Annotated in this window: 26 protein-coding genes, 1 tRNA gene and 1 pseudogene; 6 read left to right on the top strand and 22 right to left on the bottom strand. The window is 74.8% G+C overall.

The window, feature by feature from the left end; genetic code table 11:
• Positions 1–2 precede the first annotated feature (2 nt).
• Entirely contained in the window at positions 3–224 is a 222-nt protein-coding gene (locus ACI783_RS10685) for a biotin/lipoyl-binding carrier protein (RefSeq protein ID WP_457076454.1), read from the top strand.
• A gap of 60 nt (positions 225–284) precedes the next feature.
• Here ACI783_RS10685 and ACI783_RS10680 read toward each other — a convergent pair whose 3' ends face one another.
• A complete protein-coding gene (locus ACI783_RS10680; RefSeq protein ID WP_457140423.1) occupies positions 285–782 on the bottom strand; it encodes a GNAT family N-acetyltransferase in 498 nt (165 codons plus the stop codon).
• A gap of 55 nt (positions 783–837) precedes the next feature.
• Between ACI783_RS10680 and ACI783_RS10675 the strand changes: the two genes are divergently transcribed.
• Complete coding sequence (locus ACI783_RS10675) at positions 838–2,322, top strand: sensor histidine kinase (protein WP_457140422.1); 1,485 nt, start codon at positions 838–840, stop codon at positions 2,320–2,322.
• A gap of 101 nt (positions 2,323–2,423) precedes the next feature.
• On the opposite strand, the gene ACI783_RS10670 is transcribed toward ACI783_RS10675, so the two are convergent.
• Positions 2,424–2,675 (bottom strand): WhiB family transcriptional regulator, encoded by a 252-nt coding sequence (locus ACI783_RS10670; protein WP_153361367.1) that lies wholly within the window; start codon positions 2,673–2,675, stop codon positions 2,424–2,426.
• Between the two features lie 357 nt (positions 2,676–3,032).
• The gene (locus tag ACI783_RS10665; RefSeq protein ID WP_457140421.1) at positions 3,033–3,995 is read right to left on the bottom strand and encodes a diacylglycerol/lipid kinase family protein; all 963 of its coding nucleotides are present in this window, start codon (positions 3,993–3,995) and stop codon (positions 3,033–3,035) included.
• A gap of 75 nt (positions 3,996–4,070) precedes the next feature.
• Here ACI783_RS10665 and ACI783_RS10660 point away from each other — a divergent pair, with 75 nt between their 5' ends.
• The gene (locus ACI783_RS10660) at positions 4,071–4,553 is read left to right on the top strand and encodes a hypothetical protein (RefSeq protein ID WP_457140420.1); all 483 of its coding nucleotides are present in this window, start codon (positions 4,071–4,073) and stop codon (positions 4,551–4,553) included.
• On the opposite strand, the gene ACI783_RS10655 is transcribed toward ACI783_RS10660, so the two are convergent.
• From ACI783_RS10655 to sodN, 5 genes are all read right to left on the bottom strand, one after another.
• Positions 4,550–5,332, bottom strand: coding sequence for an HAD-IIA family hydrolase (locus tag ACI783_RS10655; RefSeq protein ID WP_457140419.1), 783 nt, complete (start codon positions 5,330–5,332; stop codon positions 4,550–4,552). The genes ACI783_RS10660 and ACI783_RS10655 overlap by 4 nt on opposite strands.
• Before the next feature lie 26 nt (positions 5,333–5,358).
• On the bottom strand, positions 5,359–5,841 hold the full coding sequence (locus ACI783_RS10650; protein WP_457140418.1) for an N-acetyltransferase family protein: 483 nt from the start codon (positions 5,839–5,841) through the stop codon (positions 5,359–5,361).
• A 64-nt stretch (positions 5,842–5,905) separates the two neighbouring features.
• Positions 5,906–6,712 (bottom strand): CDP-diacylglycerol--serine O-phosphatidyltransferase, encoded by an 807-nt coding sequence (pssA, locus tag ACI783_RS10645; protein ID WP_457140417.1) that lies wholly within the window; start codon positions 6,710–6,712, stop codon positions 5,906–5,908.
• A 1-nt stretch (position 6,713) separates the two neighbouring features.
• Entirely contained in the window at positions 6,714–7,379 is a 666-nt protein-coding gene (locus ACI783_RS10640; RefSeq protein WP_457140416.1) for a phosphatidylserine decarboxylase, read from the bottom strand.
• A 167-nt stretch (positions 7,380–7,546) separates the two neighbouring features.
• Positions 7,547–7,951: a superoxide dismutase, Ni gene (gene sodN / locus ACI783_RS10635; RefSeq protein WP_222194002.1), complete on the bottom strand. Its 405-nt coding sequence runs from the start codon at positions 7,949–7,951 to the stop codon at positions 7,547–7,549.
• A gap of 143 nt (positions 7,952–8,094) precedes the next feature.
• Between sodN and ACI783_RS10630 the strand changes: the two genes are divergently transcribed.
• A complete protein-coding gene (locus tag ACI783_RS10630; RefSeq protein ID WP_457083754.1) occupies positions 8,095–8,385 on the top strand; it encodes a S26 family signal peptidase in 291 nt (96 codons plus the stop codon).
• Between the two features lie 66 nt (positions 8,386–8,451).
• On the opposite strand, the pseudogene ACI783_RS10625 reads toward ACI783_RS10630, so the two are convergent.
• The 11 genes and pseudogenes from ACI783_RS10625 to ACI783_RS10575 form a co-directional block, all read right to left on the bottom strand.
• Positions 8,452–9,405, bottom strand: a pseudogene (locus ACI783_RS10625) (acyltransferase family protein); the annotation flags it as partial.
• Positions 9,402–10,265, bottom strand: coding sequence for an alpha/beta hydrolase (locus tag ACI783_RS10620; RefSeq protein WP_457140415.1), 864 nt, complete (start codon positions 10,263–10,265; stop codon positions 9,402–9,404). The gene ACI783_RS10620 and the pseudogene ACI783_RS10625, both read right to left, overlap by 4 nt.
• 62 nt (positions 10,266–10,327) lie before the next feature.
• Positions 10,328–11,023, bottom strand: a complete 696-nt coding sequence (locus ACI783_RS10615) for a response regulator (RefSeq protein WP_457140414.1) — start codon at positions 11,021–11,023, stop codon at positions 10,328–10,330.
• Complete coding sequence (locus ACI783_RS10610) at positions 11,020–12,288, bottom strand: sensor histidine kinase (RefSeq protein WP_457140413.1); 1,269 nt, start codon at positions 12,286–12,288, stop codon at positions 11,020–11,022. Before ACI783_RS10610 ends, ACI783_RS10615 begins: the two co-directional genes overlap by 4 nt.
• Positions 12,289–12,359: 71 nt before the next feature.
• Positions 12,360–13,064 carry a metal-dependent hydrolase gene (locus ACI783_RS10605; protein WP_457140412.1) on the bottom strand — a complete coding sequence of 235 codons (705 nt, stop codon included), beginning with the start codon at positions 13,062–13,064 and terminating at the stop codon, positions 12,360–12,362.
• Between the two features lie 79 nt (positions 13,065–13,143).
• Positions 13,144–14,337 (bottom strand): multidrug effflux MFS transporter, encoded by a 1,194-nt coding sequence (locus ACI783_RS10600; RefSeq protein ID WP_457140411.1) that lies wholly within the window; start codon positions 14,335–14,337, stop codon positions 13,144–13,146.
• A 70-nt stretch (positions 14,338–14,407) separates the two neighbouring features.
• Positions 14,408–14,593 (bottom strand): DUF6104 family protein, encoded by a 186-nt coding sequence (locus ACI783_RS10595; RefSeq protein WP_457083668.1) that lies wholly within the window; start codon positions 14,591–14,593, stop codon positions 14,408–14,410.
• 17 nt (positions 14,594–14,610) lie between these two features.
• Positions 14,611–18,546 carry a multifunctional oxoglutarate decarboxylase/oxoglutarate dehydrogenase thiamine pyrophosphate-binding subunit/dihydrolipoyllysine-residue succinyltransferase subunit gene (locus tag ACI783_RS10590; protein WP_457140410.1) on the bottom strand — a complete coding sequence of 1,312 codons (3,936 nt, stop codon included), beginning with the start codon at positions 18,544–18,546 and terminating at the stop codon, positions 14,611–14,613.
• A 154-nt stretch (positions 18,547–18,700) separates the two neighbouring features.
• On the bottom strand, positions 18,701–19,525 hold the full coding sequence (locus ACI783_RS10585) for an ankyrin repeat domain-containing protein (protein WP_457140409.1): 825 nt from the start codon (positions 19,523–19,525) through the stop codon (positions 18,701–18,703).
• 7 nt (positions 19,526–19,532) lie between these two features.
• Positions 19,533–20,285 carry an ABC transporter permease gene (locus ACI783_RS10580; RefSeq protein WP_457140408.1) on the bottom strand — a complete coding sequence of 251 codons (753 nt, stop codon included), beginning with the start codon at positions 20,283–20,285 and terminating at the stop codon, positions 19,533–19,535.
• Positions 20,282–21,298 (bottom strand): ABC transporter ATP-binding protein, encoded by a 1,017-nt coding sequence (locus ACI783_RS10575; protein ID WP_457140407.1) that lies wholly within the window; start codon positions 21,296–21,298, stop codon positions 20,282–20,284. The genes ACI783_RS10580 and ACI783_RS10575 overlap by 4 nt, the downstream gene beginning before the upstream one ends.
• 94 nt (positions 21,299–21,392) lie before the next feature.
• Here ACI783_RS10575 and ACI783_RS10570 point away from each other — a divergent pair, with 94 nt between their 5' ends.
• Positions 21,393–22,583 (top strand): adenylate/guanylate cyclase domain-containing protein, encoded by a 1,191-nt coding sequence (locus ACI783_RS10570; protein ID WP_457140406.1) that lies wholly within the window; start codon positions 21,393–21,395, stop codon positions 22,581–22,583.
• A 49-nt stretch (positions 22,584–22,632) separates the two neighbouring features.
• Complete coding sequence (locus ACI783_RS10565) at positions 22,633–24,270, top strand: ABC-F family ATP-binding cassette domain-containing protein (protein ID WP_457140405.1); 1,638 nt, start codon at positions 22,633–22,635, stop codon at positions 24,268–24,270.
• Between the two features lie 77 nt (positions 24,271–24,347).
• On the opposite strand, the gene ACI783_RS10560 is transcribed toward ACI783_RS10565, so the two are convergent.
• The 3 genes from ACI783_RS10560 to ACI783_RS10550 all read right to left on the bottom strand — a co-directional run bounded on the left by ACI783_RS10560 (position 24,348) and on the right by ACI783_RS10550 (position 25,881).
• Positions 24,348–24,419 (bottom strand) — tRNA-Arg (locus ACI783_RS10560).
• 74 nt (positions 24,420–24,493) lie between these two features.
• Positions 24,494–25,177 carry a DUF305 domain-containing protein gene (locus ACI783_RS10555; protein ID WP_457140404.1) on the bottom strand — a complete coding sequence of 228 codons (684 nt, stop codon included), beginning with the start codon at positions 25,175–25,177 and terminating at the stop codon, positions 24,494–24,496.
• On the bottom strand, positions 25,177–25,881 hold the full coding sequence (locus tag ACI783_RS10550; RefSeq protein WP_457140403.1) for a DUF3105 domain-containing protein: 705 nt from the start codon (positions 25,879–25,881) through the stop codon (positions 25,177–25,179). Before ACI783_RS10550 ends, ACI783_RS10555 begins: the two co-directional genes overlap by 1 nt.
• Positions 25,882–25,907: the final 26 nt, after the last annotated feature.

The following is a 25,907-nucleotide window of genomic DNA, read 5'->3' as shown; positions in this document are numbered from 1 at the left end:
CGGTGGCGGTCGAGGAGATCCACGCCGAGATGGTCTCCAGCGTCTGGAAGGTCCTGGTGGCCCCTGGGGCGCAGGTCGCGGCCGGGGACACGCTGGTGATCCTGGAGTCGATGAAGATGGAGATCCCGGTGCTCACCGAGCGGGCCGGCGTCGTGGAGGAGATGCACGTGGTGGAGGGCGAGGTGCTCCAGGAGGGCGACCTCATCGCCACCGTCGTCGCTTAGTCGAAGGACCCCGTCCTCCGCACCCCTCGCGCGCTCGGGGCGAGCCTCTGGACGGGGCCGTCACAGCTCCCGCGCGTACACCCGCAGGTCGATGCCGGGCACCGGGCTCCAGTCGCGTTCCGGCAACCGGGCGAAGCCCAGCCGCTCGTAGAGCCGGTGCGCCGTCGCCATCTGCGGCCCGGTGGTGAGCAGCATCCGCCGCTTGCCCGCCGCGCGGGCGCGGTCCAGGCAGGCCTGCACGAGCGCCTGGCCGACCCCCTGCCCGCGCGCCGCGGGGTCGACCACCAGCATCCGGAAGGCCGCCTCGTCGTCGGCCTCGGTGACCTGGCCGAAGTCGCCGGTGAGCACCAGCGCCACGCTGCCCACCACCGCGCCGTCGCCGTCCCGGGCGACGAGGAGCTCGGCCCGGTCGGCACGGCCGCGGACGTCGGCGAGCTGCTCGGCGTACTCGGGCGAGGCCAGCCCCTCCGCGGTGTACACGCCGGCGGTGAGCCGGCCGATCCGTTCGTGCTCCTCAGGGCGGGCGGGGCCGATGCCGACGGCGGCGCTGCGGGTCACCAGCGCAGGGTAGGTGGACCGGTCGCCGGAGCCCCCGCCTAGGCTCCGGGTCACCATGAGCAGCCTGTCCGAACGCCTGACCCGGAGCTCGGCGGCGAGCCCGTCCCAGGTCGACCACGCCCGCCGGCTGGTCGCCGACTGGCAGCTGCTGGCCGACCTGGCCTTCGCCGACCTGACGTTGTGGGTGCCGCTGCAGGACGGCGCCTGGTGGTGCGTGGCGCAGGTGCGGCCGCTGACCGCGCCGACCAGCCAGCCCGACGACCTCATCGGCACCGAGCTCAGCGGCGACGCGGCCGCCCAGCTGGTGCAGGCGCACAGCGAGGGGCGCCCGATCACCGAGGGGGAGCCCGACTGGTCCGGGACCGCCCCGCGCCGGCGTGAGGTCATCCCCGTGCGGCACGACGGCGTGGTGGTCGCGGTGCTGGCCAAGGACACCAACCTCGCGGTCACCCGGGCCCCGTCCACGCTCGAGCTGACCTACCTCGACATCGCCGCCGACCTGTCGCTGATGGTCGCCGCGGGCACCTTCCCGCCACGGATGCTCGACGACGCGGAGATGAGCCCGCGGGTCGGCGACGGGCTGGTCCGGCTCGACTCCGCCGGTCGCGCCGTCTACGCCAGCCCCAACGCGCTGTCGGCCTACCGGCGGATGGGGGTCATCGGCGACGTCGTCGGTGCGGACCTCGCCGAGGTCACCCGCGGCGTCTCGGCCGACCGGGTGGCCGGCGAGGCGGTGGCGGCCAGCATCAACGCGGCGGTGGCCGGCCGGTTCCCCGATCCGATGGACGTGGAGAACGACGCTGCCACGATGCTGGTGCGCGCCCTGCCGCTGCAGGCGCCCGGGGCCGAGGAGGGCGCGCTGGTGCTGGTCCGTGACGTCACCGACGTCCGCCGGCGGGACCGCGCGCTGATGACGAAGGACGCCACCATCCGGGAGATCCACCACCGGGTGAAGAACAACCTGCAGACCGTCGCGGCGCTGCTGAGGCTGCAGGCCCGCCGGATGACCGAGCCGGCGGCCCGGGCTGCGCTGCAGGAGTCGGTGCGCCGGGTCGCCTCGATCGCGGTGGTGCACGAGACGCTGGCCGGCAGCAGGGACGACGTCGTCGACGTCGACGACGTGCTCGACCAGGTGCTGCCGATGCTCGGCGACGTGACCTCGGTGGGGCCGGCGGCGCGGATCAAGCGCGACGGCCGGCTCGGTGAGCTGCCCGCGGCCGCCGCCACACCGCTGGTCATGGCGGTGACCGAACTGCTGCACAACGCCGCCGAGCACGCCTTCGAGGACGGCTCGCCCGGCACGATCGTGCTGCACGCCCGCCGTGAGGGCGCCGACCTGGAGGTGCGGGTGCACGACGACGGGCGCGGCCTGCCGCCGGCCTTCGACCCGGCAGCGAGCACCGGCCTGGGGCTGCAGATCGTCCGCACCTTGGTGACCAGCGAGCTGCACGGCACGCTGGAGATGGGGCCGCCCTCCGGTGGTGGCCCGGGCACGGAGGTCGTGCTCACCCTGCCGGGAGCCGGCCGTCCGCGCCGCTGAAGCAGCGAGGGCCGCTCCGGAAGACGGAGCGGCCCTCGCTGTCGGCCCCTGTCCGGAGGCTCACCCCGAGCGTACCGGGGGTGAGGGACGGGGTCCTTCGACTAGGCGGTGCGTACCCGGGTGCGGGCGGTGCGTCGCTTGAGGGCGCGGCGCTCGTCCTCGGACAGGCCGCCCCAGACGCCGGAGTCCTGGCCGGAGCTGAGTGCCCACTCCAGGCACGACTCCACGACCGGGCAGCGACGGCACACAGCCTTGGCCTGCTCGATCTGGACGACCGCAGGGCCCGTCGTCCCGATCGGGAAGAAGAGCTCCGGGTCCTCGTCCCGGCAGAGCGCGCGGTGGCGCCAGTCCATGGCTGTGTACTCCTCGATCTCGGCTGAAATGCTGTCGGTGGGCAGTCGGCCGCCGGCCCTGATGACCGCCCCCGCGGATCAACGCGCCGGAGGCCCGGCGTCGTGAACGGCGGCCGCCTGCCTTGTTACCGGCAGGTTGCTTGCTTGTGATGGTTTCACGAGACGCCGGGCTGTCAAGCAGACTCCCACCTGTTCACGGGCGCTCGTGAGGAAGCTCACCACGGGTGTGCGGGCCTCGCCACTCGTGCAGCGCTGCCCGCGTCCACGGCCGCCGCGAGCAGGGTGGGGTGCGGGAGCTGCCTGGTGCCCGGGGCCGGCCACCAGCGGAGCGAGTGGCGGGAGGAACGAGGTCCTCTCTCAGACGACGACGCGGAGCGCGGTGGGCACCGAGCGGACCCGCAGACCGGTCGTGGTGCCGAGGTGGTCCCCGTCGAGCTGCCAGCCCTGTGGGCGGGTGGCGGTCAACGTCAACTCGGTCAGGTCGTGCCACCGGTGGATGCCGCGCCCCCGGGCGTCGGGCCGCGCGGCCATCACCTGGCGGACGTGGTGCAGCATGCGGACGACGCCGACCCGGCCCATCGCGAAGACGTCCAACCCGGTGTCGAAGGACGCCTGCGGACTCGGGTTGACCGGCCGGGAACCGAGGTAGGTCCACGGGCTGACGTTGGACAGCAGGGCCAGGAACAGTCCGTCGACGGGCGGCTCCCCGGGAACGGTGAGGGTCATCGTCGGGCGGCGCCGGTCCCGGCCGATCACGAAGGCGTCGAGGCCCGCGCGGACGTAGAGGGCGCCGCTGGACCGGCGACCGCGTGCCCGCTGTGCCTCGACCCGGGAGATCACGTCGGCGTCGAAGCCCATGCCGGCTGCGAAGACGAACCAGCGGGGATCGGTCCACTCCTCGGCCCCGGTGCCCGGCAGGCGGGCCGAGGCGGTGCCGAGGGAGACCAGCCGGGTGCGGCCGGCCCGCAGCGAGTCGAGGATCTCCCCGGTGGCCTCCACCGGGTCGCGGGAACGCCCCAGCGCCCGGGAGAAGACGTTGGTGGAGCCACCGGGGACGACGGCGAGCGTGGGGACGCGACCGCCCGGGCCGGCGCTGAGCAGGCCGTTGACCGCTTCGTTGACCGTGCCGTCGCCACCCAGGGTGACCACGACGTCGACGCCGTCGGCCGCGGCCTGCGCCGCGAGCTCCCGCCCGTGACCCCGGTGGGCCGTCTCCGCGACCTCGACCTGGAGCTGGCTGGACAGCGCCCGGACCAGCACGTCGCGCACCTTGCGGGTGGTGGTCGTCGCCGCCGGGTTCGCCACCAGCAGCGCACGCATGCGGCAAACATAGCCAGCCGCCTCCGGGAGCCTTCCGGCAGCTCGCCCGGTCGCCCCACGCGTAGCCTGTGGGCCGTGTCTGGCGATCAGTCGAACGCCCCCGGTCGCCGGCGACCCCGAGCGGAGGGGCTGCTCGGTGGTGCCGCGCAGCCGGCGGCGCCCCGGCCGGCGCGGGACCGCCCGCCGGCGCCCCCCGCGGTGCGCCGGGCCGCACTGGTGGTCGCCGTCGAGGCAGCGGGGCTGACCGCCCTGGCGCTGCTGCTGCTCCTCCTGACCGTCACCGGTGAGCCGGACAGCGTCGCCCGGGCGCTGGCGGAGGTCGTCTACGTCGGGCTGGGCGCCGGGCTGCTGGCGGCGGCGGCGGTCGGGCTGTGGCGGGTGGCCGGGTGGTCGAGGGGCCCGGTGATCGTGTTGCAGCTGCTGCTGGGCGTCATCGGGTACACGGCGGCCTTCCAGGCCGACCAGCCGCTGCTGGGGGTGCCGCTGCTCGCCCTGGTGGCGCTGGAGCTGTACCTGCTGGCCACCCCCGAGGCCCGGCTGGCGTTCCTCGACCGCTAGACGAGGTCGATGACCTCGGCGATCGAGGGGAGCACCCGGCCCGGGCGGAACGGGAAGCGGGGCACGTCCGACTCCTTGGTCGACCCGGTGAGCACCAGCACGGTGTCCAGCCCGGCCTCGATGCCGGCAACGACGTCGGTGTCCATCCGGTCGCCGACCATGGTCGTCGACTCCGAGTGGGCCTCGATCCGGTTCATGGCGCTGCGGAACATCATCGGGTTCGGCTTCCCGACGAAGTAGGGCTCCGCCCCGGTTGCCTTGGTGATCATCGCGGCCACCGAGCCGGTGGCCGGGAGCGGCCCCTCCGGCGACGGCCCGGTCACGTCCGGGTTGGTCGCGATGAAGCGCGCTCCGTCGCCGATCAGCCGGATCGCGCGGGTGATCGCCTCGAAGGAGTAGGTGCGGGTCTCACCCAGCACCACGTAGTCGGGATCGGTGTCGGTCAGCACGTAGCCGGCCTCGTACAGCGCCGTGGTCAGCCCCGCCTCACCGATCACGTAGGCCGAGCCGCCGGGCAGCTGCGAGGAGAGGAAGTCCGCCGTCGCCAGGGCCGAGGTCCAGATGAACTCCTCGGGCACGGTCAGCCCGCTGCGGGCCAGCCGCGCCGAGAGGTCGCGCGGGGTGAAGATCGAGTTGTTGGTCAGCACCAGGAAGCGGCGCTCCCGGTCCCGCAGCCGCTGCAGGAACTCCGCGGCGCCGGGCAGGGCGTTGCCCTCGTGCACCAGCACGCCGTCCATGTCGGTCAGCCAGCACAGGGACTCGCTGCGCTCGGTCGTCACGTCGTCCTCCTCCTCGGTCGGGGTGGTCAGCGGCGGGACGCGGCGAAGGAGTCGAGCGCCTCGCCGGTCAACCGGTAGACCGTCCACTCGTCCATCGGCACGGCTCCCGCTGCTCTGTAGAACGCGATCGACGGAGCGTTCCAGTCCAGCACCGACCACTCCAGGCGCGCGTACCCGCGGGCCACGCAGACCTCGGCCAGGGTGCGCAGCAGCTCCCGCCCCAGGCCCGTCCCACGGTGCTCCGGCCGGACGTAGAGGTCCTCCAGGTGGATGCCGTGCGTGCCGCGCCAGGTGGAGAAGGTGAGGAACCACAGCGCGAACCCGGCGGTGCTGCCGTCCGCGGCGAGCGCCACGTGGCCGAACAGCGCCGGCGACTCCCCGAACAGGGCGCCGTGCAGCTGGTCGGTGGTCATCTGCGCCTCGTGCTCGGCCTGCTCGTAGGCGGCCAGCTCCCGGATCAGCCCGAGCACGGCGGGGACGTCGCCGGGCTCGATCGGACGCACCGTCATGACGCCACCGCTCCGTCCACGACGTCACCGGTTCGCTCCCGGGGTGCGCTCCGCTCCTGCCCGCTCACGAGAGCACCTCCTTGACCCGGTCCGGCACGAGCCGCTCCAGCGGCGACACCAACGGCATCACCAGCGGGGACAGCAGGTAGCCGTAGGCCAGCAGGCAGCCGGTCACCACCGGGATCGTGGCCATCCCGAGCACGACCAGGACGGCGGCGATCACCAGACCGTAGGGCTTGCCGCTCTTCGGGCTCACCAGCGAGCGGAACGAGCGGTAGCGGACGTTGCTGATCATGAGCAGGCCGGGGACGACCAGGACCAGCAGCACCCACAGGCGGTCCCGCCCCTGCATCGCGTCGGCGAAGGCGAAGACGCTGGCCAGCACCACGCCGGCCGCGCCGGGGCTGGGCAGCCCGGTGAAGTACCGCTTGTCCGCGGTGGGGTCGATCGTGGTGTTGAACCGGGCCAGCCGGATCGCGGCGCAGGCCACCCAGAGGAAGCAGGCCAGCCAGCCCAGCGGGTCCCACTGGTCGCGCCCGTCGGAGAACAGCGCGAAGACCACCAGCGACGGGGCCAGGCCGAAGGAAACCAGGTCGGCCAGCGAGTCGAACTGCAGGCCGAACGGCGACACCGCGCCGACCAGCCGGGCGACCGCGCCGTCGGCGATGTCGAAGACCACCGACAGCCCCACCAGCAGGCAGGCCAGCCGGTACTCCCCGCGGAAGGACACCAGGATGGCGGCGAAGCCGCAGGCCATGTTGGCGAGGGTGAACAGGCTGGGCAGCCAGGCCCGGGCCCGCCGCCGACCGCCACGCATGGAGCCGCGGACGAACTCGACGGTCGTCGTCCGCCTGCCGGACACCGGAGGCATCTCAGGCCGGCCGGGACCAGCGCGCGATGACGGTCTCGCCGCCCCGCACCCGCTGGCCCTCGGTGACGGTGACCGTGCACTCGCGCGGTACGAAGACGTCCATCCGCGACCCGAACTTCATCAGCCCGATCCGTTCTCCGGTGGCCACCTGCTGACCCTCTCGCACCCGGGTGACGATCCGCCGGGCGAGCACCCCGACGATCTGCCGGAACACCACCGTGCGGTCCCCGTCGGCGAGCCACAGCTCGCTGCGCTCGTTCCGGTGCGCGCTCTCCTTGCGGTACGCGGCCAGGAAGCTGCCCGGCCGGTAGCTGGCGGAGGTGACCCGACCGCGATAGGGCGACCGGTTGACGTGCACGTCGACCACGGAGAGGAAGACGCTGACCTGCTGCCAGTCGCCCTCCGGGGCGACACCGGGCTGGGGCTCACCGGCCACCATCACCACGCCGTCGGCGGGGGAGATGACCTCGTCGTCCGGCGGTGGCACGGTGTCGCAGCGCCGATCCGGGTCGCGGAAGAAGACCGCCATGTAGCCGGTGAGGGCCAGGAACGGCCACGCCGCCAGCCGGACCGGCCGGGACCCGGTGGCGCGGCCCACGGCGGACAGCGCCGCCGCGGTGGCGGACGGAACGGCGAGGAAGGGCCAGCCGGCCCGGTCGATGCGCATCGCAGACCGAGGTTACCGGGCTGTGACCGGGGGTTCGCGGTGACGGCGTGGCGGGCCGCCCCGGAGACACCACTGCCGGGCGCCCGCGGTCGCGGGGCCCGGCAGTGCTGGCCCCGTCCAGAGGCTCACCCCGAGCCTGCGAGGGGTGAGGAGGACGGGGTCCTTCGTCAGGCAGCCGCCTTGGTCTCCCAGAAGATCTTGTCGATCTCGGCGATGTAGTCGAGCAGCTTCTGACCCTCGGCGGGGTCCATGCTGCCCTTGCCGCCGGCGGCGCCGGCCTGCTTGGTGGCCTTGTTGAACAGCTCGTGCAGCTGCGGGTACTTCTCGAAGTGCGGGGGCTTGAAGTAGTCGGTCCACAGCACCCACAGGTGGTGCTTGACCAGGTCGGCCCGCTGCTCCTTGATCATGATGGCCCGGGTCCGGTAGACCGGGTCCTCGTTGCTCTGGTACTTCTCCTGGATGGCCTTGACCGACTCGGCCTCGATGCGGGCCTGGGCCGGGTCGTAGACGCCGCAGGGGAGGTCACAGTGCGCGGTGGCCTCCACGGCGGAGAACATGCGGAACAGACGCATGGGTGTGCCTCCGGGGTCGTGGGGATGGATCGTCTGCGACCCTACCCGCGGTGATCAGCACGAACACGTCCAGCGGACGCGGCCCGGGGGCGCTCCCCGGGTTGCCCACCCCGTGGGTGCTGGCCCGGGTCAGCGGGCCGTCGATGTCCCCGACGCTCCGGTCCGGCGATCGGCTCCTGGTCCGCCGGCAACGCCGCCCGGGGGCGGTCCGCCCCGGCGACGTGGTGCTCGCCCGGTTCCCCTCCCGGCCGGAGCTGCTGGTGGTCAAGCGCGCCCGCCGGCCGCTCGCGGACGGCCTCTGGTGGGTGGAGGGGGACAACCCGTTCGTCGCCGACGACAGCCGGGCGTTCGGTCCGGCGCTCGTCGTCGGACGCGTGGTGGTCCGGCTGCGGCCCCGTCCGGGGCGCCTCCCGCAGGCTCCGCCGCCCGGCTGACCGCCGACCCGCGGCCACCGCCGCGGTGGGGATCGCGACCCCGGCCAGCCAGGCGCAGCGGGCCAGCACCCACCCCGGCCCGTCGGGCACCTCGTGGAGCCCGGCCAGCGGGCCCAGTGGCAGGGTCACCAGCCACAGGGCGGCGAGCAACGGCAGGTGCAGCAGGAACAGGGGCAGCGCCAGCCGGGTCGCCGTCCGCACGGCCCGGGTGCGGCCCAGCGCGCCCAGCCGGGGGAGGAGCAGGCCCGCCAGTCCGGCCTGCGCCAGGCAGAGGCAGACGGTCGCGGCCGACGGTGGGTCGAGGTTCGACCCCTCCTGGCCGCGGACGCCGACCGCGCTCACCGGCAGGTCGCCGACGGTCACCAGCACCACCAGCCCGGTCACGCCGCCGGCGACCAGCAGCAGCGCCGTCGGGCGGGGCACGGGCCGCCGGGCCAGGGCCACGCCCAGCTGCCAGGGCACCCACCAGCTGGTGAGCACCGCCGTCTGCGCCAGCACCGGACCGCCCAGCGGCGCGGCCAGCGCCAGGACGGCCGGCACCGCGGCGGCGGCCGTGCCCAGCCGGTCGTCCAGCCGGAGCATCAGCGGCGTGGCCGCCACCAGGGTGAGGTGCACCGCCAGGAACCACAGCGGGCTCAGCGAGAGCAGGACGACCGTCCGCACGACGCCCTGGGCCGTGCCGTGCAGGGCGAGCGCCAGGGCGACCACCCCCACCCCGGCGGCCAGCGCGGCGACCGGTGCGGCCACAGCGCGCACCCGCTGCCACCACCAGGCCGGCACGCCGTTCCCGGCGGTGGCCCGGCTGCGGGCCGCGGCGGCCCCGGCGACCAGGAAGAACAGGCCCAGCGTCTGGAACAGCCAGCTGATCGGTGCCAGCGCCGGCATCGTGCGCAGCGGGCTGTCCAGGGCGACCGCACCGCCGGGCTGCAGGGCCGGGGCCGTCACCAGCCAGTGGCCGAGCACGACCCCCGCGGTCGCCAGCACCCGCAGCGCGTCCAGGCCCGGGTCGCGGCGGATCATCGGGCCGCCGCCTCGACCGGTGCAGCGGCGTCCGGCGTCCGACCCAGGCAGACCGCGACCACTCCCGCGAGCGCCGCGGAGCCCGGCCGGAAGTAGCCGTCGTGGCCGGAGGTCCCGGCGACGGGCAGCGCCCGGGCGCCGAACGCCGCACCGGCCGGGTCGGCACCGTGGCCGAGGTCGCCGAGCTGCACCGACGGGACCCGTCCGACCCAGTCACCCGCCGTCCGGGCCGCCCACACGCGTGCTCCGGTGCGCAGGTCGGCCACCGAGGCGGCGCGCGCGCCCGGGCTGCCCAGCAGCACCAGGTCGTCGGCGGGGAGCTCCGGTGCGGCCAGCGCCGCGACCACCGCGCCGTAGCTGTGCCCCACCACGGTGACGTGCGCCCCGCCGTCCTCGAGCTCCTCGACGAAGGGGACCAGCGCCGCCGCCCCGGCCCGGGCGAGCCGCCCGGTGGCGGCGTCGACGCCGACCCCCAGCGGCGTGGGGTACCCGACCCAGAGCACGATGGCGAGGTCGGGGCCCCCGGCCCCGGCCAGGCTGCGGGCCCAGCCGAGGGGGCGCCGCTGCGGATCGGCGGGGTCGTGCAGGGTGCGCAGGTCGGTGTCCGACCCCGGGACCAGCACGACGACGTGGTCACTGGTCGCCGGGTCGCCGATCGCGAGCACGGCGAGGCCGCGCCCGCGGGGGTCGCAGCCGAGGACGTCGACCGGCCCGAGCCGCCGGGCGAGCTCCGCGGCACAGGCCTGGTCCAGGCCCACCGGCCCGGGGACGGGGGCGGCCGCCGCCGGGGGCAGCAGCGCCACCGCCACCACCACCAGCGCGCCGAGCACCGAGGTCAGCGGGCGCGAGAGGATCTCCACGACGGCTGATCCTGGACACGGCCGGCCCGGGAGTCGTCACGCTGCGGAGCCGACCCGGGGTGCTACCGGGGTGCTCCTCCACCCGGGACCGCCACCCCGGTCTCGTACGCCAGTACCACCGCCTGGGCCCGGTCCCGCAGCCCCAGTTTGGTGAGCACCCGGCTGACGTGGGTCTTCACCGTCTGCTCGGCGAGCACCAGGTGGTCGGCGATCTCGGCGTTGGACCAGCCACGGGCGATGAGCCCGAGGACCTCGGTCTCCCGTTCGGTGAGCACCGCCAGCCGCTCCTGCCGCGGCGGAGCGGCCGGGCGGGCGGCCACGAAGTCGGCGATCAGCCGGCGGGTCACCTGCGGGGCGAGGAGGGCGTCGCCCGCGGCGACCACGCGGACGGCGTTGAGCAGGTCGGCAGCCGGGGCGTGCTTGAGCAGGAAACCGCTGGCGCCGGCGCGGAGGGCGTCGTAGACGTGGTCGTCCAGGTCGAAGGTGGTCAGCACGAGCACCCGGGGCACGGGGGCCTCCCCGGCCGGCTGTCCCAGCAGCGTCCGCGTCGCCGCCAACCCGTCCATCACCGGCATCCGCACGTCCATCAGGACGACGTCCGGGGCCGTGCCGGCCCGGGCCAGCTCGGCGTGCAACCGGAGCGCAGCGGCGCCGTCGCCGGCGGTGCCCACGACCTGCATGTCGGGCTGGGCGGCCAGCAGGGCCGCGAAGCCGTCGCGCACCATCTCCTGGTCGTCGACCAGCATCACCCGGATCACGGTGACCTCACGTCGGCCGGTGCGGGCTGCAGCGGCAGGGTGGCCTCCACGGCGAAGCCACCGTCGGCCGTCGGCCCGGCGGTCAGCCCGCCGCCGTGCAGCTCCGCCCGCTCCCGCATGCCCACCAGCCCGACGCCGGCACCGGTCGTCCCCGGCCGGTCACCGGGCCCGTTGACGACGGTCACCCGCAGCTGTCCGTCCTCCGCGACGACCCGCAGGTGCACCGGGGCGCCGGGAGAGTGCTGGGCGGCGTTGGCCAGTGCCTGCTGCACGATGCGGTACGCGCTGAGCCCGAGGGCAGCCGGGACGGCCGGCTGGTCGACCTCCGCCTCGAGTCGCACGCCCCGGGCCCGGGTGGCGGCGACGAGGTCGGTGAGCGTGCTGAGCCCGGGCTGCGGCGCCCGGTCGGCCGCCTGGTCCTCGGCGCGCAGCACCCCGAGCAGCTGTTGCAGCTCGGCGAGGGCCTGGCGGGCGGTGTCGGCCACGGCGGCGAGCTCGGTGCGGGCCGTCGGCGGGAGGTCCGGCAGCCGGTAGGGGGCGGTCTCCGCGCGGACGGCGATCGCCGACAGCTCGTGGGCGACCACGTCGTGCATCTCCCGGGCGATGCGGGCCCGCTCGGCCAGTGCGCCGCGCTGGGCCAGCGCCGCCTCGGTGCGCACCTGTTCCTCGGCCAGCGCCCGTCGGGCGTCCCACCGGGCGCCCATGCTCACGCCGATCAGCAGCAGCGCGACGAGGGCGAGCAGCGAGACCTGCAGGTGGCCGGGGCCGACCTCCCAGGTGGTGCCGAAGCGCCGCACGAGCAGGACGAACCCCGAGAGGACCCCGACCACGACCGCCGTCCCGCGGGGGAGCGCCCAGCCCACCGCCAGCAGGACCGGCACCCACAGGCACCACTCCCACGGCTCGAGCAGGGGCGTCGGTCCCGGGGGCGGCTCCAGCACGTAGGGGGTGAGCAGCAGCCACAGGGTCATCAGCCGCCAGCCGTCCAGCGGCCGCCGCAGCGTGAGGACCAGCGCGGCCACCATCGGCAGGCACCACAGGAAGGCGAGCCCACCAGCAGCCCGGCCGGCGTCGATCTGCACGCTGTTGGCGGCCAGCGCGACGACCAGGCCGTAGAGCGCGACCGCCGCGGTCAGCAGCCGCCGCGCCCGCCGGGACCGGGTGGGCCACGGCAGCGGTCCCGACGGCGAGACCCCGCCGACCGCGCGGCCCAGCGCACGGGGGACGGCGCGCAGCCGGTCTGCGGGACGCGGGTCGGGCACCACGCCGGTCACCGTAGGGCCTGGCCCGGTGGACCGGGCCGCACGGCGGGCCCGGCCTCCGCCGGGGGTGGTGGTCAGCCCAGCCGCTCCAGCAACGGGTCGACCAGCTCGCGGGCTCCGGTGTTCAGGTAGAGGAAGACCAGCGTCGCCGCGCCGAACAGCGGGGCCAGGACCGCCTTCTCGAGCGTCGTGCCGGTGCGCAGGTGCACGGGGTTGAGCCGCGCACGCCGCAGCAGCCAGAACACGGGGACCGGCACGCCTTCCTTGGTGAGCCCGTCGCCGGCGATGTGCGTCAGCACCCCGACGACGACCGCCCATGGCAGCCACGCCGGGCTGGGGCTGTGCGCGAGCAGCAGCCAGGCCCCGCCCCAGGAGATCACCAGGTTGCCGAGGACGGTGTTCTCGGCCCGGCCGGGGATGACGAAGTGCAGTGCCCGCAGCGCCAGCCCGATGGCCAGCGCGAGCAGCAGCAGGCTCGACCAGCGCTGCCAGGCGGCGGCGGCGGCGAGCAGCCCGAAGGCGAGGGGCGCGAGCACGGCGTCGTGCGTGCCCCACCTGTGCCCGCGGGCGACCGTGTTGACCAGCCCGGACGGCAGGTCGGTGAGCGGCCCCCACATTCGGGAGATGGTCGACCCGCGCTGGTCCAGGTCGGGGAGCATGGCGAACCCGCCCGCGGCGGCCACCCAGGCCACCTGGGCGACCGTTCCCTCGACCGGGGCCCAGGGCAGCGTCGCGGCGCCGGCGGCCAGGCCGGACAGCGCGTGAGAGTGACCGAGCACGCACGGAGCGTGCCGCCGGGGTCCGGGATCGCGGGGGAGGCGCGCGGAGTGGGCCGGGCGCGGTTGACCGTGCAGCCGGTCAGGCCGCCGTGCGCACCTGCTCCTGGTCGCTGCCGGCCGCGGCACGCACCCGGCCCAGGACGACGGCGGCCAGCCACCCCAGCGAGGCGAAGCCGACCATCACCACGGCCATCGGCAGCAGCGTGCCGGGAGCACCGAGCCCGGCCAGGGGGGCGCCCAGCCCGGCCAGTGCGAACTGCCCCGTGCCGACCAGCGCCGACGCCGTCCCGGCCATCCGGGCGGCGTCGGCCATGGCCAGCGCCGTCGCGTTCGGCAGCACCAGCCCGTTGGCCGACACCACGAAGAACAGCGCCGGCAGCACCACCGGCAGGCCCGCTCCGGCCAGTGCGGCGACGACCAGCACCGCGCTGCCGAGCACCTCCACGCTCAGCCCGGCCACCAGGAGCGTGCGCGGCCCCAGCCGCCGGACCAGCAGCCGCGATGCCTGCCCGGCCAGGACGATGCCGATCCCGTTGACGGCGAACACGGCGCTGAACTGGGCGGCGGTGAGCCCGTAGCCCGACTGCAGCACGAAGGAGGAGCTGGAGATGTAGGTGAACAGGGTGCCGAAGCCCAGCCCCTGGGCGAGCACCGCGGCCAGGAAGGCCCGACGGCTCAGCAGCTGCCTGGCGTTGGTGGCGGTGGTGCGGAACCCGCCCGCGACCCGCCGTTCCGGCGGCAGGGTCTCCGGCAGCCGCCACAGGCTGGCCAGGAACAGCACGACCCCGATGCCGGTGAGCGCGACGAAGACGCCGCGCCAGTCGGTGAACCGCAGCAGCTGCGCACCGGCCACCGGGGCGAGCACCGGAGCCGCGCCCATGATGGAGGCGAGCACCGCGAAGGCGCGGGCGGCCTCGGCGCCCTCCAGCCGGTCCCGGACCACCGCCCGGGCCAGCACGATTCCGGCTGCCCCGGCGACGCCCTGGAGCAACCGGATGGCCGACAGCACCCACACGTCGGGGGAGAGGGCGCACAGCAGCGAGGCCAGCGCGTAGGCGCCCACCCCGACCAGCACGGGGACGCGTCGCCCGAGCCGGTCCGACAGCGGGCCGACGACCAGCTGGCCGAGGGCCAGCCCCAGCGCGACCGCGGTCAGCGTCAGCTGGGTGGCCGACTGACCCGCGTCGAACTCACGCTCCAGGGTGGGCAGCGCCGGCAGGTACAGGTCCATCGACAGCGGACCGAAGGCGGACAGGGCACCCAGCAGGACCATCAGGCCCCGGCCTGCGGGGCGCTCCCTCCGCGGGCGGACAGAGGGAGCGCCCGTCATGCGTCGTCCCGCGTCACTCGTCGTCCAGGTCGTCGGTGCCACCGCGGGCCAGCCAGGTGGCCAGCCGCTCGACCGGCACCTCGAAGTCCGGGTGCTGGTCGACGAAGGCCTGCAGCTGGTCGGCCAGCCAGGCGAGGCTGACCTCCTCCTCGCCCCGCCGGCCCGCCAGCTCCTCGATCCCGCGATCGGTGAAGTACACGGCCGTGCTCCCGCGGGTCAGTCGCTGAACGCCTGGGCGACCAGCTGACGCTGCTCGACCTCGTGCACCTTCGCCGAACCGACCGCCGGGCTCGCCGAGGCCTTCCGGGAGACCCGGCGCAGCGTCCGGCCCCCGGTCAGGTGCTCGGGCAGGTTGCAGGCCATGAACTGCCAGGCGCCCATGTTCGCCGGCTCCTCCTGCGCCCAGACGACGTCGGTCGCGTTCGGGTACTGCGCCAGCGCCTCGGTGATCTCCTCGGCCGGCAGCGGGTACAGCTGCTCGACCCGCAGGATCGCGGTGTCGGTACGGCCCTCGGCCTCCCGCTGGGACAGCAGCTCGTAGCTGACCTTGCCGCTGCACAGCAGCACCCGGCGCACCCCGGCGGGGTCCAGCGGCGAGCCGCCGACCCCCGGGTCGGGCAGGACCGGTCGGAACCGCTGCTCGGTGAAGTCCTCGACCGAGCTGACCGCGGCCTTGGCGCGCAGCAGCGACTTCGGCGTGAACACCACCAGCGGGCGGTGCACCTCCGACAGCGCCTGACGGCGCAGCAGGTGGAAGTAGTTCGCCGGCGTCGAGCAGTTGGCGACGGTCATGTTGTTCTCGGCCGACAGCTGCAGGAAGCGCTCGATCCGCCCGCTGGAGTGGTCGGGGCCCTGGCCCTCCAGGCCGTGCGGCAGCAGCAGGACCACGCCGGAGCGCTGCCCCCACTTGGCCTCGCCGGAGCTGATGAACTCGTCGATGACCATCTGCGCGCCGTCGACGAAGTCGCCGAACTGGGCCTCCCAGAGCACGAGCGCCTTGGGGTTGGCCACCGAGTAGCCGTACTCGAAGCCGAGCGCGGCGTACTCGCTCAGCAGCGAGTCGTAGACGAAGAACTTCGCCTGGTCCTCGGTCAGGTGCGCCAGCGGGGTGTGCTCGGCGGCGGTCTCCCGGTCGATGAGCACCGAGTGCCGCTGCACGAAGGTGCCGCGCCGGGAGTCCTGACCGGCGAGCCGGACCGGCACGCCCTGCATCAGCAGCGACCCGAAGGCCAGCAGCTCGCCCATCGCCCAGTCGATGCCGCCCTCGCTGGCCATCGCCGCCCGGCGCTCCAGCATCCGCTGCAGCTTGGGGTGCACGGTGAAGTCCGTCGGCAGCGAGACGTGCGCGTCACCGATGGTCTTGAGCACCTCGCGGGTGATGGCGGTGTCGACCGTCATCTCCTGCGGCGACCGCGGGTCCATCACCGGCTCCGGCGTGGAGGAGTCCCGGGCGTCGTGGGTCTCGGCGAAGGCCCGCTCCAGCTGGTCGCGGTAGTCCTTCAGCGCCTCCTCGGCCTCGGCGAGGGTGATGTCGCCCCGGCCGACCAGCGCCTCGGTGTACAGCTTCCGCACCGAGCGCTTGCGGTCGATGATGTCGTACATCAGCGGCTGGGTCATCGAGGGGTCGTCGCCCTCGTTGTGCCCGCGCCGGCGGTAGCAGACCAGGTCGATGACGACGTCCTTGTTGAACGCCTGCCGGTAGTCGACGGCCAGCCGGGCGACCCGCACGCAGGCCTCGGGGTCGTCGCCGTTCACGTGGAAGACCGGGGCGCCGATCATCCGGGCGACGTCGGTCGAGTAGAGCGTCGAGCGGGACTGGGCCGGGCTGGTGGTGAAGCCGACCTGGTTGTTGATGACCACGTGCACGGTGCCGCCGGTGCGGTAGCCGCGCAGCTGCGAGAGGTTCAGGGTCTCCTGCACCACGCCCTGCCCGGCGAAGGCCGCGTCGCCGTGCAGCAGCACGGGCAGCACGGTGAAGCCGCCCTCGCCCTTGTCGATCATGTCCTGCTTGGCCCGCACGATCCCCTCGAGGACCGGGTTGACCGTCTCCAGGTGGCTGGGGTTGCTGGCCAGCGAGACGGCGAGCTGCCGGCCGTCGTGCTCGAAGGTGCCCTCGGCGCCCAGGTGGTACTTCACGTCGCCGGAGCCCTGCACGGTGCCCGGGTCGATGTTGCCCTCGAACTCCCCGAAGATCTTCGAGTAGCTCTTGCCCAGCACGTTGGCCAGCACGTTCAGCCGGCCGCGGTGGGCCATGCCGATGGCGACCTCGTCGAGGCCGTGCTCGGTGGAGGAGGTGAGCACCTCGTCCAGCAGCGGGATGACCGACTCGCCGCCCTCGAGGCTGAAGCGCTTCTGCCCGACGTACTTGGTCTGCAGGAAGGTCTCGAACGCCTCCGCGGCGTTCAGCCGGCCGAGCACCCGCTTCTGCTTCTCCCGGGTGGGCTGGTCGTGCTTGACCTCGATGCGCTCCTGGAGCCAGCGGCGCTCCTCGGGGTCGGTGATGTGCATGTACTCGATGCCGACGGTGCGGCAGTACGACTGGCGCAGCACGCCGAGGATGTCGCGCAGCAGCATGGTCCGCTCGCCGGCGAAGCCGCCGACCGGGAACTGCCGGTCCAGGTCCCACAGCGTCAGCCCGTGCTGGACGATGTCCAGGTCGGGGTGGGTGCGGACCTTGAACTCGAGCGGGTCGGTGTCGGCCATCAGGTGGCCGTTGCGCCGGTAGGCCTCGATGACCTCGATGACGCGGGCGTTCTTGTCGATCTGGCCCTCGTGGCTGACCCGCTTGTCCGGCACCCAGCGGACCGGCTCGTAGGGCACCCGCAGGGAGCGGAAGACGTCGTCGTAGAAGCCGTCCTCGCCCAGCAGCAGCTGGTGCATCCGGCGCAGGAAGTCGCCGGACTCCGCGCCCTGGATGACCCGGTGGTCGTAGGTCGAGGTGAGCGTGATGATCTTCGAGACGGCCATCTCGGCCAGCGCCTCGGGGCTCATCCCCTGGAACTCGGCCGGGTAGTCCATCGCCCCGACGCCGACGATCGTGCCCTGACCGGTGGTCAGCCGCGGCACCGAGTGGTTGGTGCCGATCGTGCCCGGGTTGGTCAGGCTGACCGTGGTGCCGGAGAAGTCGTCCATCGTCAGCTTGTTGGCGCGCGCCCGGCGGATGATGTCCTCGTAGGCGCCCCAGAACTCCGCGAAGTCCATCGTCTCGGCGGCCTTGATCGAGGCGACGACGAGGGAGCGGGAGCCGTCGGGCTTGGGCAGGTCGATGGCCAGCCCGAAGTTGACGTGCTCGGGCCGCACCAGCACCGGCTTGCCGTCGACCTCGGCGAAGGAGTTGTTCATGTTCGGGAAGGCGTCCAGCGCCCGGACCAGCGCGTAGCCGATCAGGTGCGTGAAGGAGACCTTCCCGCCGCGGGCGCGGGCCAGGTGGTTGTTGATGACGATCCGGTTGTCGACCAGGAGCTTGGCCGGGACCGCACGCACGCTCGTGGCCGTCGGGACGGTCAGCGAGGCGTTCATGTTCTTGACCACGCTCGCGGCAGCGCCGCGCAACGGGGTGCGCGTCGGGCCCTCGCCGGCGTCGGCGGCCGGCTTCGCGGCGCCGGGCTTGGCCGCCGGCTTGGCCGGTGCGGCGGGCTGCTGCTGCGAGGCGCGCTCGGCGGCGCGGTTGACCACGGTTCCCTCCGAGCGGGGGTCGGCGATGGGGGCCCGGGAGACCTGCTCCTCGGTGCCGGGGGCTGACGCGCTGGGCCGGTCGGCCGGCGCCGCCGTGTCGGCCGGCGGAGCCGTGTCGGCCGGCGGAGCGGCCGGGGCCGACCGCGTGCCGGGTGCCTGCGGTGCGGCAGCAGCCGGGGTGGCGCGGGAGGCGACCTCGCGCTCGGGTGCAGGGGAGGCGTAGCTCGTCGCGGTGGGGACGGCGCCGGGCGTCGGCGCCGAGGGCTCGTCCGTCGCGGACGAGCCGGCGGGCGACCGGTCCTGCCCGTCGGCGACCGGGCTGCCTGGCCGGTAGTCGGCGAAGAAGTCGTGCCAGGCCTGGTCCACGCTGCGTGGATCGGCGAGGTACTGCTGGTACATCTCCTCGACCAGCCACTCGTTGGTGCCGAAGCCCGCCACCGGGTTGCTGTTGGAGGCGGACGGCTGGGATGAGCTCACGCTTGACACGGGGCGGAGTGCCTTCTTCGTCGGTGGACGTCGTTGGACCGGGATCCGACTCTACGCCCGCCCCCTCTGCCGCGGATCGTCCGACGTGAGGTGCCGCACGTGTCCCGGCTCACCGGTCCCAGGGGCCCCGCGGGCGGCGGGTGGGTCAACTGCCGGCTCCCGCCGCGAGCAGCAGCTCCAGCACCTCGTCGACCGCCGTCGGGCCGCTGCCGGGAGCGGCTCCCACCCCGGTGCGGGCGCGGGCCACCTGGGCGATGTCCCGTGCGCTCGCGCCGTCGGCGGTGGTGGCGTCGACGTCGGCCCCGGCCGCCAGCAGCAGGCGCACGGTGGCGGGCGCGCCCTCTCCGGCGCCCGCGCCCGCGCCGGCGACCGCGCTGTGCAGTGGGGTGCGGCCGCTGTCGGGGTCGCGCGCGTCGACCGGGGCGCCGGCGGCCAGCAGCAGGCCGACGACCGGCGCGGCTCCAGCCGCCGAGGCGACGTGCAGCGCCTCGCCGTCCGGAGCGGCACCGCGACCCAGGAGCAGCCGTGCGGCGGGGGCCGAGCCGCCCCGGGCGGCCCAGGTGAGCAGGCTGGTGCCGGCCGTCGAGTCGCGCAGCGGCGCGCCGCCGTCCAGCTGCGCCACCAGCGCCGGGACGTCGCCGAGGAAGGCGGCGGTCGCGGCGTCGACCTGGATGCCCAGCTCGCGCAGGACCACGACCATCTCCGGGGCGTCGGTGAGCGCGACCTGCAGCGGCGTGCGGCCCTCCTCGGTGGTCGCACCCGGGTCGGCGCCGGCACCGAGCAGCTCGGTGACGACCTCCGGCCGCCCGGCCGCGACGGCCAGGTGCAGCGGCGTCCAGCCGTCCTCCCCGCCGCGCTCGACGGTCGCGGCGAGCAGCTGCGGCTGTCCGGTGACCGCTCTGCGCACCTCGGCCGGGTCGCCGGCCTCGATCAGCAGGGCCAGCCGCTGCGCGGTCATCCGGGGCGTCATCGGGAGGTCAGACCACGTCGCGGCGGACCGCCAGCAGGGTGCCCAGCACCGCGGCCACCAGACCGTAGCCGAGCAGCAGCAGGCCGCCCTGCCACTGGTTGAGCAGGTCGGGGCCCTCGTTGACGGCGGTGAGCGCGGCCGCCGCCCCGCCGGGCAGCCACTTGTAGATCTCGGAGATGGCCGTGATCCCGCCGACGATGCTCTCGATCACGAAGAGGTAGACGAGCGAGCCGACGATCGCGCCCACCTGGTTGCGGAACAGCGCGCCGACCCCGACCCCGATGACCGCGTAGAGCACGATCGAGACGGTTGCGCCGGCGAGCACCTCGAGGTTGTCGCCGGTCAGTGACGGCGCGGCGCCGCGCGCCCCGGCGTAGGCGACCACCACGATCGCGGCCGTCGCGCAGGCGGCCAGCGCGAAGGGGATCGCGGCCGTCAGGTAGGCGATCAGCTTGGCGATCACGACCTGGCCGCGGTGCGGGGTGGCCAGGAACGTGGGGGTGGCGGTGCGGTGCCGGTACTCCTGGGTCATCCCGATGATCCCCAGCACCAGCGAGAGGATGGCGGCCTGGCCGGCCGCCCCCAGCGCCAGCTGCTCGTACATCGGGGTGCCGATGGGTGCCGGGCCGCCCTCCTGCCCGGCCAGGGCGGTGAACAGGGCGGCGAAGCCGCCGGAGAGCACGCAGGCGCCGATGAGCAGCCCGATCCAGACGCGGGTGGTCACCAGCTTGAGCCACTCGGCACGTACCAGCCGGGTCATCGGGCCGTCCCCTCGGTCTGCGCCGGGGAGCCCGCCGCGTACTGCTCCTGCCCGGCGGTGAGCCGGAAGTAGACCTCCTCGAGGCCGCTGGTCTGCGCCCGCAGCTCGCGCAGCTCGATCCCGCCGGTGAAGGCCCGGTGCCCCACCTCGTCGGTGGCCATCCCGCCCACGGCCACCCCGTCGGGCCCGGCGGGCGCCACCGTGGCACCCGCGGCGCGCAGCAGCTCGGCCAGCTGGACCACCTGGGGACTGCGGGCCAGCACCGTGCCGCCGCCGGAGCCACCGCGCAGGTCGGCCAGCGAGCCCTCGCGCACGAGCCTGCCGGCGCCCACGATGACCACCCGGTCGGCGGTCTGTTCCACCTCGGCGAGCAGGTGGCTGGAGACCAGGACCGTGCGGCCCTCCTCGTGGGCCAGGTGGCGCAGGAAGCCGCGCAGCCACTGGATGCCCTCCGGGTCCAGCCCGTTGGCCGGCTCGTCGAGCACCAGCACCTGCGGGTCGCCGAGCAGGGCGGTGGCCAGCCCCAGGCGCTGGCGCATGCCCAGCGAGTAGCCGCCGGCGCGCCGCTTGCCGGCCGGCCCCAACCCGACCCGGGCCAGCACCTCGTCGGCACGGACGGTGGGCAGCCCCGCGGCGGCGGCGTAGACGCGCAGGTGGTCCCGGCCGCTGCGGGCCGGGTGGAACGCCGTCTCCAGCACCGCACCGACCCGGCGCAGGGGCTCGGAGAGCTGGGCGTAGGGCGTGCCGTTGAAGGTCGTCGTCCCGCTGTCGGGGGTGATCAGGCCCAGCGCCATCCGCAGCGTCGTGGTCTTGCCGGCGCCGTTGGGACCGAGGAACCCGGTGACCTGGCCGGGCTCGACGGTGAAGCTCAGGCTGTCGACGGCGCGGACGGCACCGAAGGACTTGGTGAGGCCGCGGACCTCGACCCGTACGGGGTCGGTCCGGACGCTGCTGGGGCTGGCGATCTCGGGCTCCTGGGGTCGGCGGGGTCGCGCACTCCGTCGCTCATCCAAGCGCAACCGGAAGCGCCGCGGGGTGCCCCGGGGTGTGCGGCGTGGCGTCGCGGGGGCGTGACCGCCGGCACAGTGCGGACGCCGGATTGGTAGGTTGCGCCCTCGTGAACGCCTCCCGCGCCGCCGCCGGGCGCCCGCGGCCCCCGCGGGCCGACCGCTGACGGAGACCGGCCCGGGCGAGCCTCCCGGACTGCCGGCGGCCGCCCGGGAGGAGCTCGAGCGGCTGCTGCTCGCCGGCCCCCGCCGGTACACCCGCCGGCAGGTGGCCGAGCTGGCCGGGATGCCCGCCGAGCGCACCCAGCGGTTGTGGCGCGCGCTCGGCTTCGCCGACGTCGCCGACGACGACCCGGCGTTCACCGACGCCGACGTGACCGCGCTGGCCCGGCTGTCGGCGTTGATCGACTCCGGCTTCGTCGACCCGCAGACCGAGGCGTCCATCGCCCGGGCGATGGGGCAGGCGCTGTCCCGGCTCGCTGACTGGCAGACCGATCTGCTCGCGGCCCGGCTCGCCGAGGCCGGTGCGGACGCCGGAGCCGGGCCGGACGCCGGAGCCGGGGTGGAGGCGGGGCTCGCGGCCGAGGTGCTGCGCTCCACCGAGGCGCTGCTGCCGCTGATGAGCGAACTGCAGGACTACGTGTGGCGGCGGCACCTGGCCGCGAACGCCGGGCGGCTGGTGCTCACCTCCGGCGCCGACCGCCGCGAGCTGGCGGTGGGCTTCGCCGACCTGGTCGGCTACACCTCCCGCAGCCGTGGCATGGGCGGCCGGGAGTTGGGCGTCATGGTCGAGGACTTCGAGGGCCTGGCCGCCGACGTCATCGCGCGGTACCGCGGGCGGGTCGTGAAGACCGTGGGCGACGGGGTGCTGTTCACCTGCGCCGACGCCGTCGACGCGGTGGAGATCGCGCTGCGGCTGCCGGTGGAGTGGTCGGCCGAGGACCGCCCGCCGCTGCGCGTGGGGGCGGCCTACGGTCCGGTGCTCACCCGGCTGGGCGACGTCTACTCGCCGGTGGTGAACCTGGCCAGCCGGCTGACCTCGATCGCGCACCCGTCGACGGTGCTGGTCGACCGCGAGCTCGCGCGCCGGTTGCTCGGCTCGCCGGCCTACCGGGTCCGCCCGCTGCGGCAGGTCTCGGTGCGCGGCTACGACCAGCTGCAGCCCTGGCTGGTCCGTCGCCGCGAGGACGGCGACCCACCCGGCGTGGCCGCGCTGGAGGAGCTGCTCGACGAGATCGCCCGGGACGTCCTCGGGCGCGGCACCGAGGAGCCACCGGCCGGCGGGGACTGACCGGGGAACCCGGTCGACCGCCGCCCGGAGCGGTGGGCACGATGTGCGGGTGTCCGCCACCCTGCTGGCCCGCGGCCTCGCCGCCGGCCACGGCGCCCGTGTCCTGTTCACCGGCCTCGACCTCGTCGTGGCCCCCGGCGACGTCGTCGGCCTGGTGGGCGTCAACGGCGCCGGCAAGTCCACCCTGCTGCAGACCCTGGCCGGTCAGCAGCCCGCCGAGTCCGGCGACGTCGTCCTCTCCCCGCCCTCGGCCACCGTGGGTTACCTGCCCCAGGAGCACGAGCGGCGCCCCGGCGAGACGGTGCTCGACGCCCTCGCCCGCCGGACCGGCGTCGCCGGGGCGCAACAGGCCCTGGACGCCGCGACCGAGGAGCTGACCGCCGGGACACCGGGCTCCGACGACGCCTACGGGGACGCGCTGGAGCGGTGGCTGGCCCTGGGCGGTGCCGACCTCGCCGAGCGGGCCGAGGAGGTGGTGGCCACCGTCGCGGCCGGCGTCGCCCTGGACGCCGCGATGACCGGGCTCTCCGGCGGTCAGGCGGCCCGGGTCGGGCTGGCCTCGCTGCTGCTCTCCCGCTACGACGTGCTGCTGCTCGACGAGCCGACCAACGACCTGGACCTCGCCGGGCTGGACCAGCTGGAGCGGTTCGTCACCGGGTTGCGGGCCGGGGTGGTGCTGGTCAGCCACGACCGCGAGTTCCTGGCCCGCACCGTCACCCGGGTGGTGGAGCTCGACCTCGCCCAGCAGCTGGTCCGGGTGCACGACGGCGGGTACGAGGCCTATCTCGTCGAGCGCGAGGTGGCCCGCCGGCACGCCCGTGAGGAGTACGACGAGTACGCCGACACCAAGGCCTCGCTGGAGTCGCGGGCGCGGATGCAGCGCAACTGGATGGCCAAGGGCGTCCGCGACTCGATCAAGAAGTCCAAGGACGGCGACAAGCACATCAAGGCGGCCAACCGGTCCTCCTCGGAGAAGCAGGCCGCGAAGGCGAAGCAGACCGAGCGGCGGATCGAGCGCCTCGAGGTGGTCGAGGAGCCGCGGAAGGAGTGGGAGCTGCGGATGGAGATCGCCGCGGCGCCGCGGGCCGGTGCCGTGGTGGCGACGCTGCGCGGCGCCGTCGTCCGGCGTGGCGGGTTCGCTCTGGGCCCGGTCGACCTGCAGGTCGACTGGGGTGACCGCGTGGCGATCACCGGCGCCAACGGCTCGGGCAAGAGCACCCTGCTCGCCGCCCTGCTGGGCCGGCTGCCGCTGGACGCCGGCAGCGCCGCCCTGGGCCCCGGTGTGCGGCTGGGCGAGGTCGACCAGGCCCGCGGGCTCTTCCTCGGTGACGAGCCGCTGGCCGTGGCGTTCGGCCGGCAGGTGCCGGACCAGCCGGACGCCGAGGTGCGCACGCTGCTGGCGAAGTTCGGCCTGCGCGCCGACCACGTGCTGCGCCCGGCGGGCACGTTGTCGCCGGGGGAGCGCACCCGGGCGGCGCTGGCGCTGCTGCAGGCCCGCGGGGTGAACGTGCTGGTGCTCGACGAGCCGACCAACCACCTGGACCTGCCGGCGATCGAGCAGCTGGAGCAGGCGCTGGCCGACTACCCGGGCACGCTGCTGCTGGTGACCCACGACCGGCGGATGCTCGAGGCGGTGCACACGACCCGGCGGTTGCTGGTGGACGGCGGAGCGGTGCGAGAGGCCTGAGCCCGGGAACGACGACGCCCGCCCGGCCAGTGGCCGGGCGGGCGGTGTCGGTGCTGCGGTGAGCCTGGGGCTGTGGGTGCCCCCGGCAGGATTCGAACCTGCGCCCCTGCCTCCGGAGGGCAGTGCTCTATCCCCTGAGCTACGGGGGCTCGTGCCGCGGCGCCCGATCGCTCGGCGCCGGGGAAGAAGCTACCAGTCCCGGTGGTCGGCCGAGCCGGTGGGGTCAGGGGAAGGGGAGCGGTGCCGCGCCGCGCTCGCGGAGCATCGCGGCCATCGTCGCGGTCTCCGCCGTCTGGCTCTGCGCGATCGATTCCGCCAGCCGCTGGACCGCGGCCCGCTGGGCGTGCTCGGCGCCGTACTGGGCCATCTCCAGGCCGCCCTGGTGGTGCCGGGTCATCAACTGCAGGAAAAGCACGTCGAACTCGGTGCCGGTCGCGGTGCGCAGCTGCGCCAGCTCGGCGTCCGTCGCCATGCCGGGCATCAGCGCAGCGCCCTCGCCGCCGTGGTCGGAGTGGTCCATCCCGGCCATCGTGCCGTTGTCCATCCAGCCCATGACCTCGCCGCTGGTCAGCGGCAGCCCCCACAGGGACAGCCAGCCCTGCATCCGGCCGACCTGGTTGGTCTGGGTGGCCGAGATGTCGAAGGCGAGCTGCTGCACCTCCGGGTCCTCGCTGCGGGTGATCGCCAGGTTGGCCATCTGCACCGCCTGGAGGTGGTGGCGGGACATGTCCCGGGCGAACCCGGCGTCCACCGAGTCCGCGGCCGGGGTCTCCTCGGCGCCGATGCCCAGCGCCACGGCCAGCCCGCCGCCGGCCACGAGCATGCCGACGGCGATCACGCTGATCAGCAGCGCGGTCAGCCAGCGCGGTCGTCCGGGGGTGGTGTCCGCGGTCGCCGGTGCCGCCATCAGGGCGTCGGGTCGCCGGCGCCGGCCGGGGTGGAGCTCACCGGGGCGTCGCTGGGCACGTCGGTCATCGACTGGTCGCCCGTGCCGGCGTAGCGGCTCGCGTCCCCGACGGCCAGCGGCTCGTTGAGGAACGCGGGGTTGTCGCAGCTCGCGCCCGGCTCGGGGTGGAACTGGGCGTTCAGGGTGAAGAAGTCGACGTACTGCTCGACCCGCTCGTCGGTCGCGGAGTCGACGGTCAGCTGGTGGTTCCAGGACTGCAGGCTGATCGGGGCGCCCTGCCCCGGCCACGGGGAGAGCATCAGCCCGGCGCGCCCGTCGACCAGCTCCTCCAGCGTCGCGAGGTCGTCGTCGCTGACCAGGTCCGGGTCGTAGGTGATCCAGGTTGAACCGTGCTCGAGGCTGTGCACCGCGTTCTCCGGGCGGATCTGCACGTCGTAGACGGTGCCGGTGCAGTCGGCCCACTCGTTGTCGTGCGGCCCGCCCACCGGCGGGGTCTCGGTGTAGTCGACCCCGGTGACCACGTGCTCGGCGCCGGCGTACTCGTAGGTCGCCAGCCCCTCGAGCTGGTCGGCGGAGGTGATCCGGTTGGCGTTGGACCGGTTCACCGTGATGACGGCGTAGGTGAGGATGGCGGCGGCGAAGACGGCGACGGCGACCGCCGCGGCGATCAGCCCCCACGGCCGCTGCGGGGTGACCACGTTCACCGGCGGACGGGTGCGCCCGCGCCCGC

The sequence above is a fragment of the Modestobacter sp. SYSU DS0511 genome, from assembly GCF_054050755.1.
This window is presented reverse-complemented; position numbering and strand designations above follow the sequence as displayed.

Coding starts and splice junctions, on each gene's coding strand:
- ACI783_RS10650 (WP_457140418.1), bottom strand. CDS start 5,841: ATGACGGTGCGTCCGATCGAGCCCGGCGACGTCCCCGCCGTGCTCGGG.
- ACI783_RS10585 (WP_457140409.1), bottom strand. CDS start 19,525: ATGACGCCCCGGATGACCGCGCAGCGGCTGGCCCTGCTGATCGAGGCC.
- ACI783_RS10675 (WP_457140422.1), top strand. CDS start 838: ATGAGCAGCCTGTCCGAACGCCTGACCCGGAGCTCGGCGGCGAGCCCG.
- pssA (WP_457140417.1), bottom strand. CDS start 6,712: ATGCCTCCGGTGTCCGGCAGGCGGACGACGACCGTCGAGTTCGTCCGC.
- ACI783_RS10630 (WP_457083754.1), top strand. CDS start 8,095: ATGTCCCCGACGCTCCGGTCCGGCGATCGGCTCCTGGTCCGCCGGCAA.
- ACI783_RS10640 (WP_457140416.1), bottom strand. CDS start 7,379: ATGCGCATCGACCGGGCCGGCTGGCCCTTCCTCGCCGTTCCGTCCGCC.
- ACI783_RS10600 (WP_457140411.1), bottom strand. CDS start 14,337: ATGGTCCTGCTGGGTGCCCTGTCCGCCTTCGGTCCGCTGTCGATGGAC.
- ACI783_RS10580 (WP_457140408.1), bottom strand. CDS start 20,285: ATGACCCGGCTGGTACGTGCCGAGTGGCTCAAGCTGGTGACCACCCGC.
- sodN (WP_222194002.1), bottom strand. CDS start 7,951: ATGCGTCTGTTCCGCATGTTCTCCGCCGTGGAGGCCACCGCGCACTGT.
- ACI783_RS10555 (WP_457140404.1), bottom strand. CDS start 25,177: ATGGCGGCACCGGCGACCGCGGACACCACCCCCGGACGACCGCGCTGG.
- ACI783_RS10670 (WP_153361367.1), bottom strand. CDS start 2,675: ATGGACTGGCGCCACCGCGCGCTCTGCCGGGACGAGGACCCGGAGCTC.
- ACI783_RS10665 (WP_457140421.1), bottom strand. CDS start 3,995: ATGCGTGCGCTGCTGGTGGCGAACCCGGCGGCGACGACCACCACCCGC.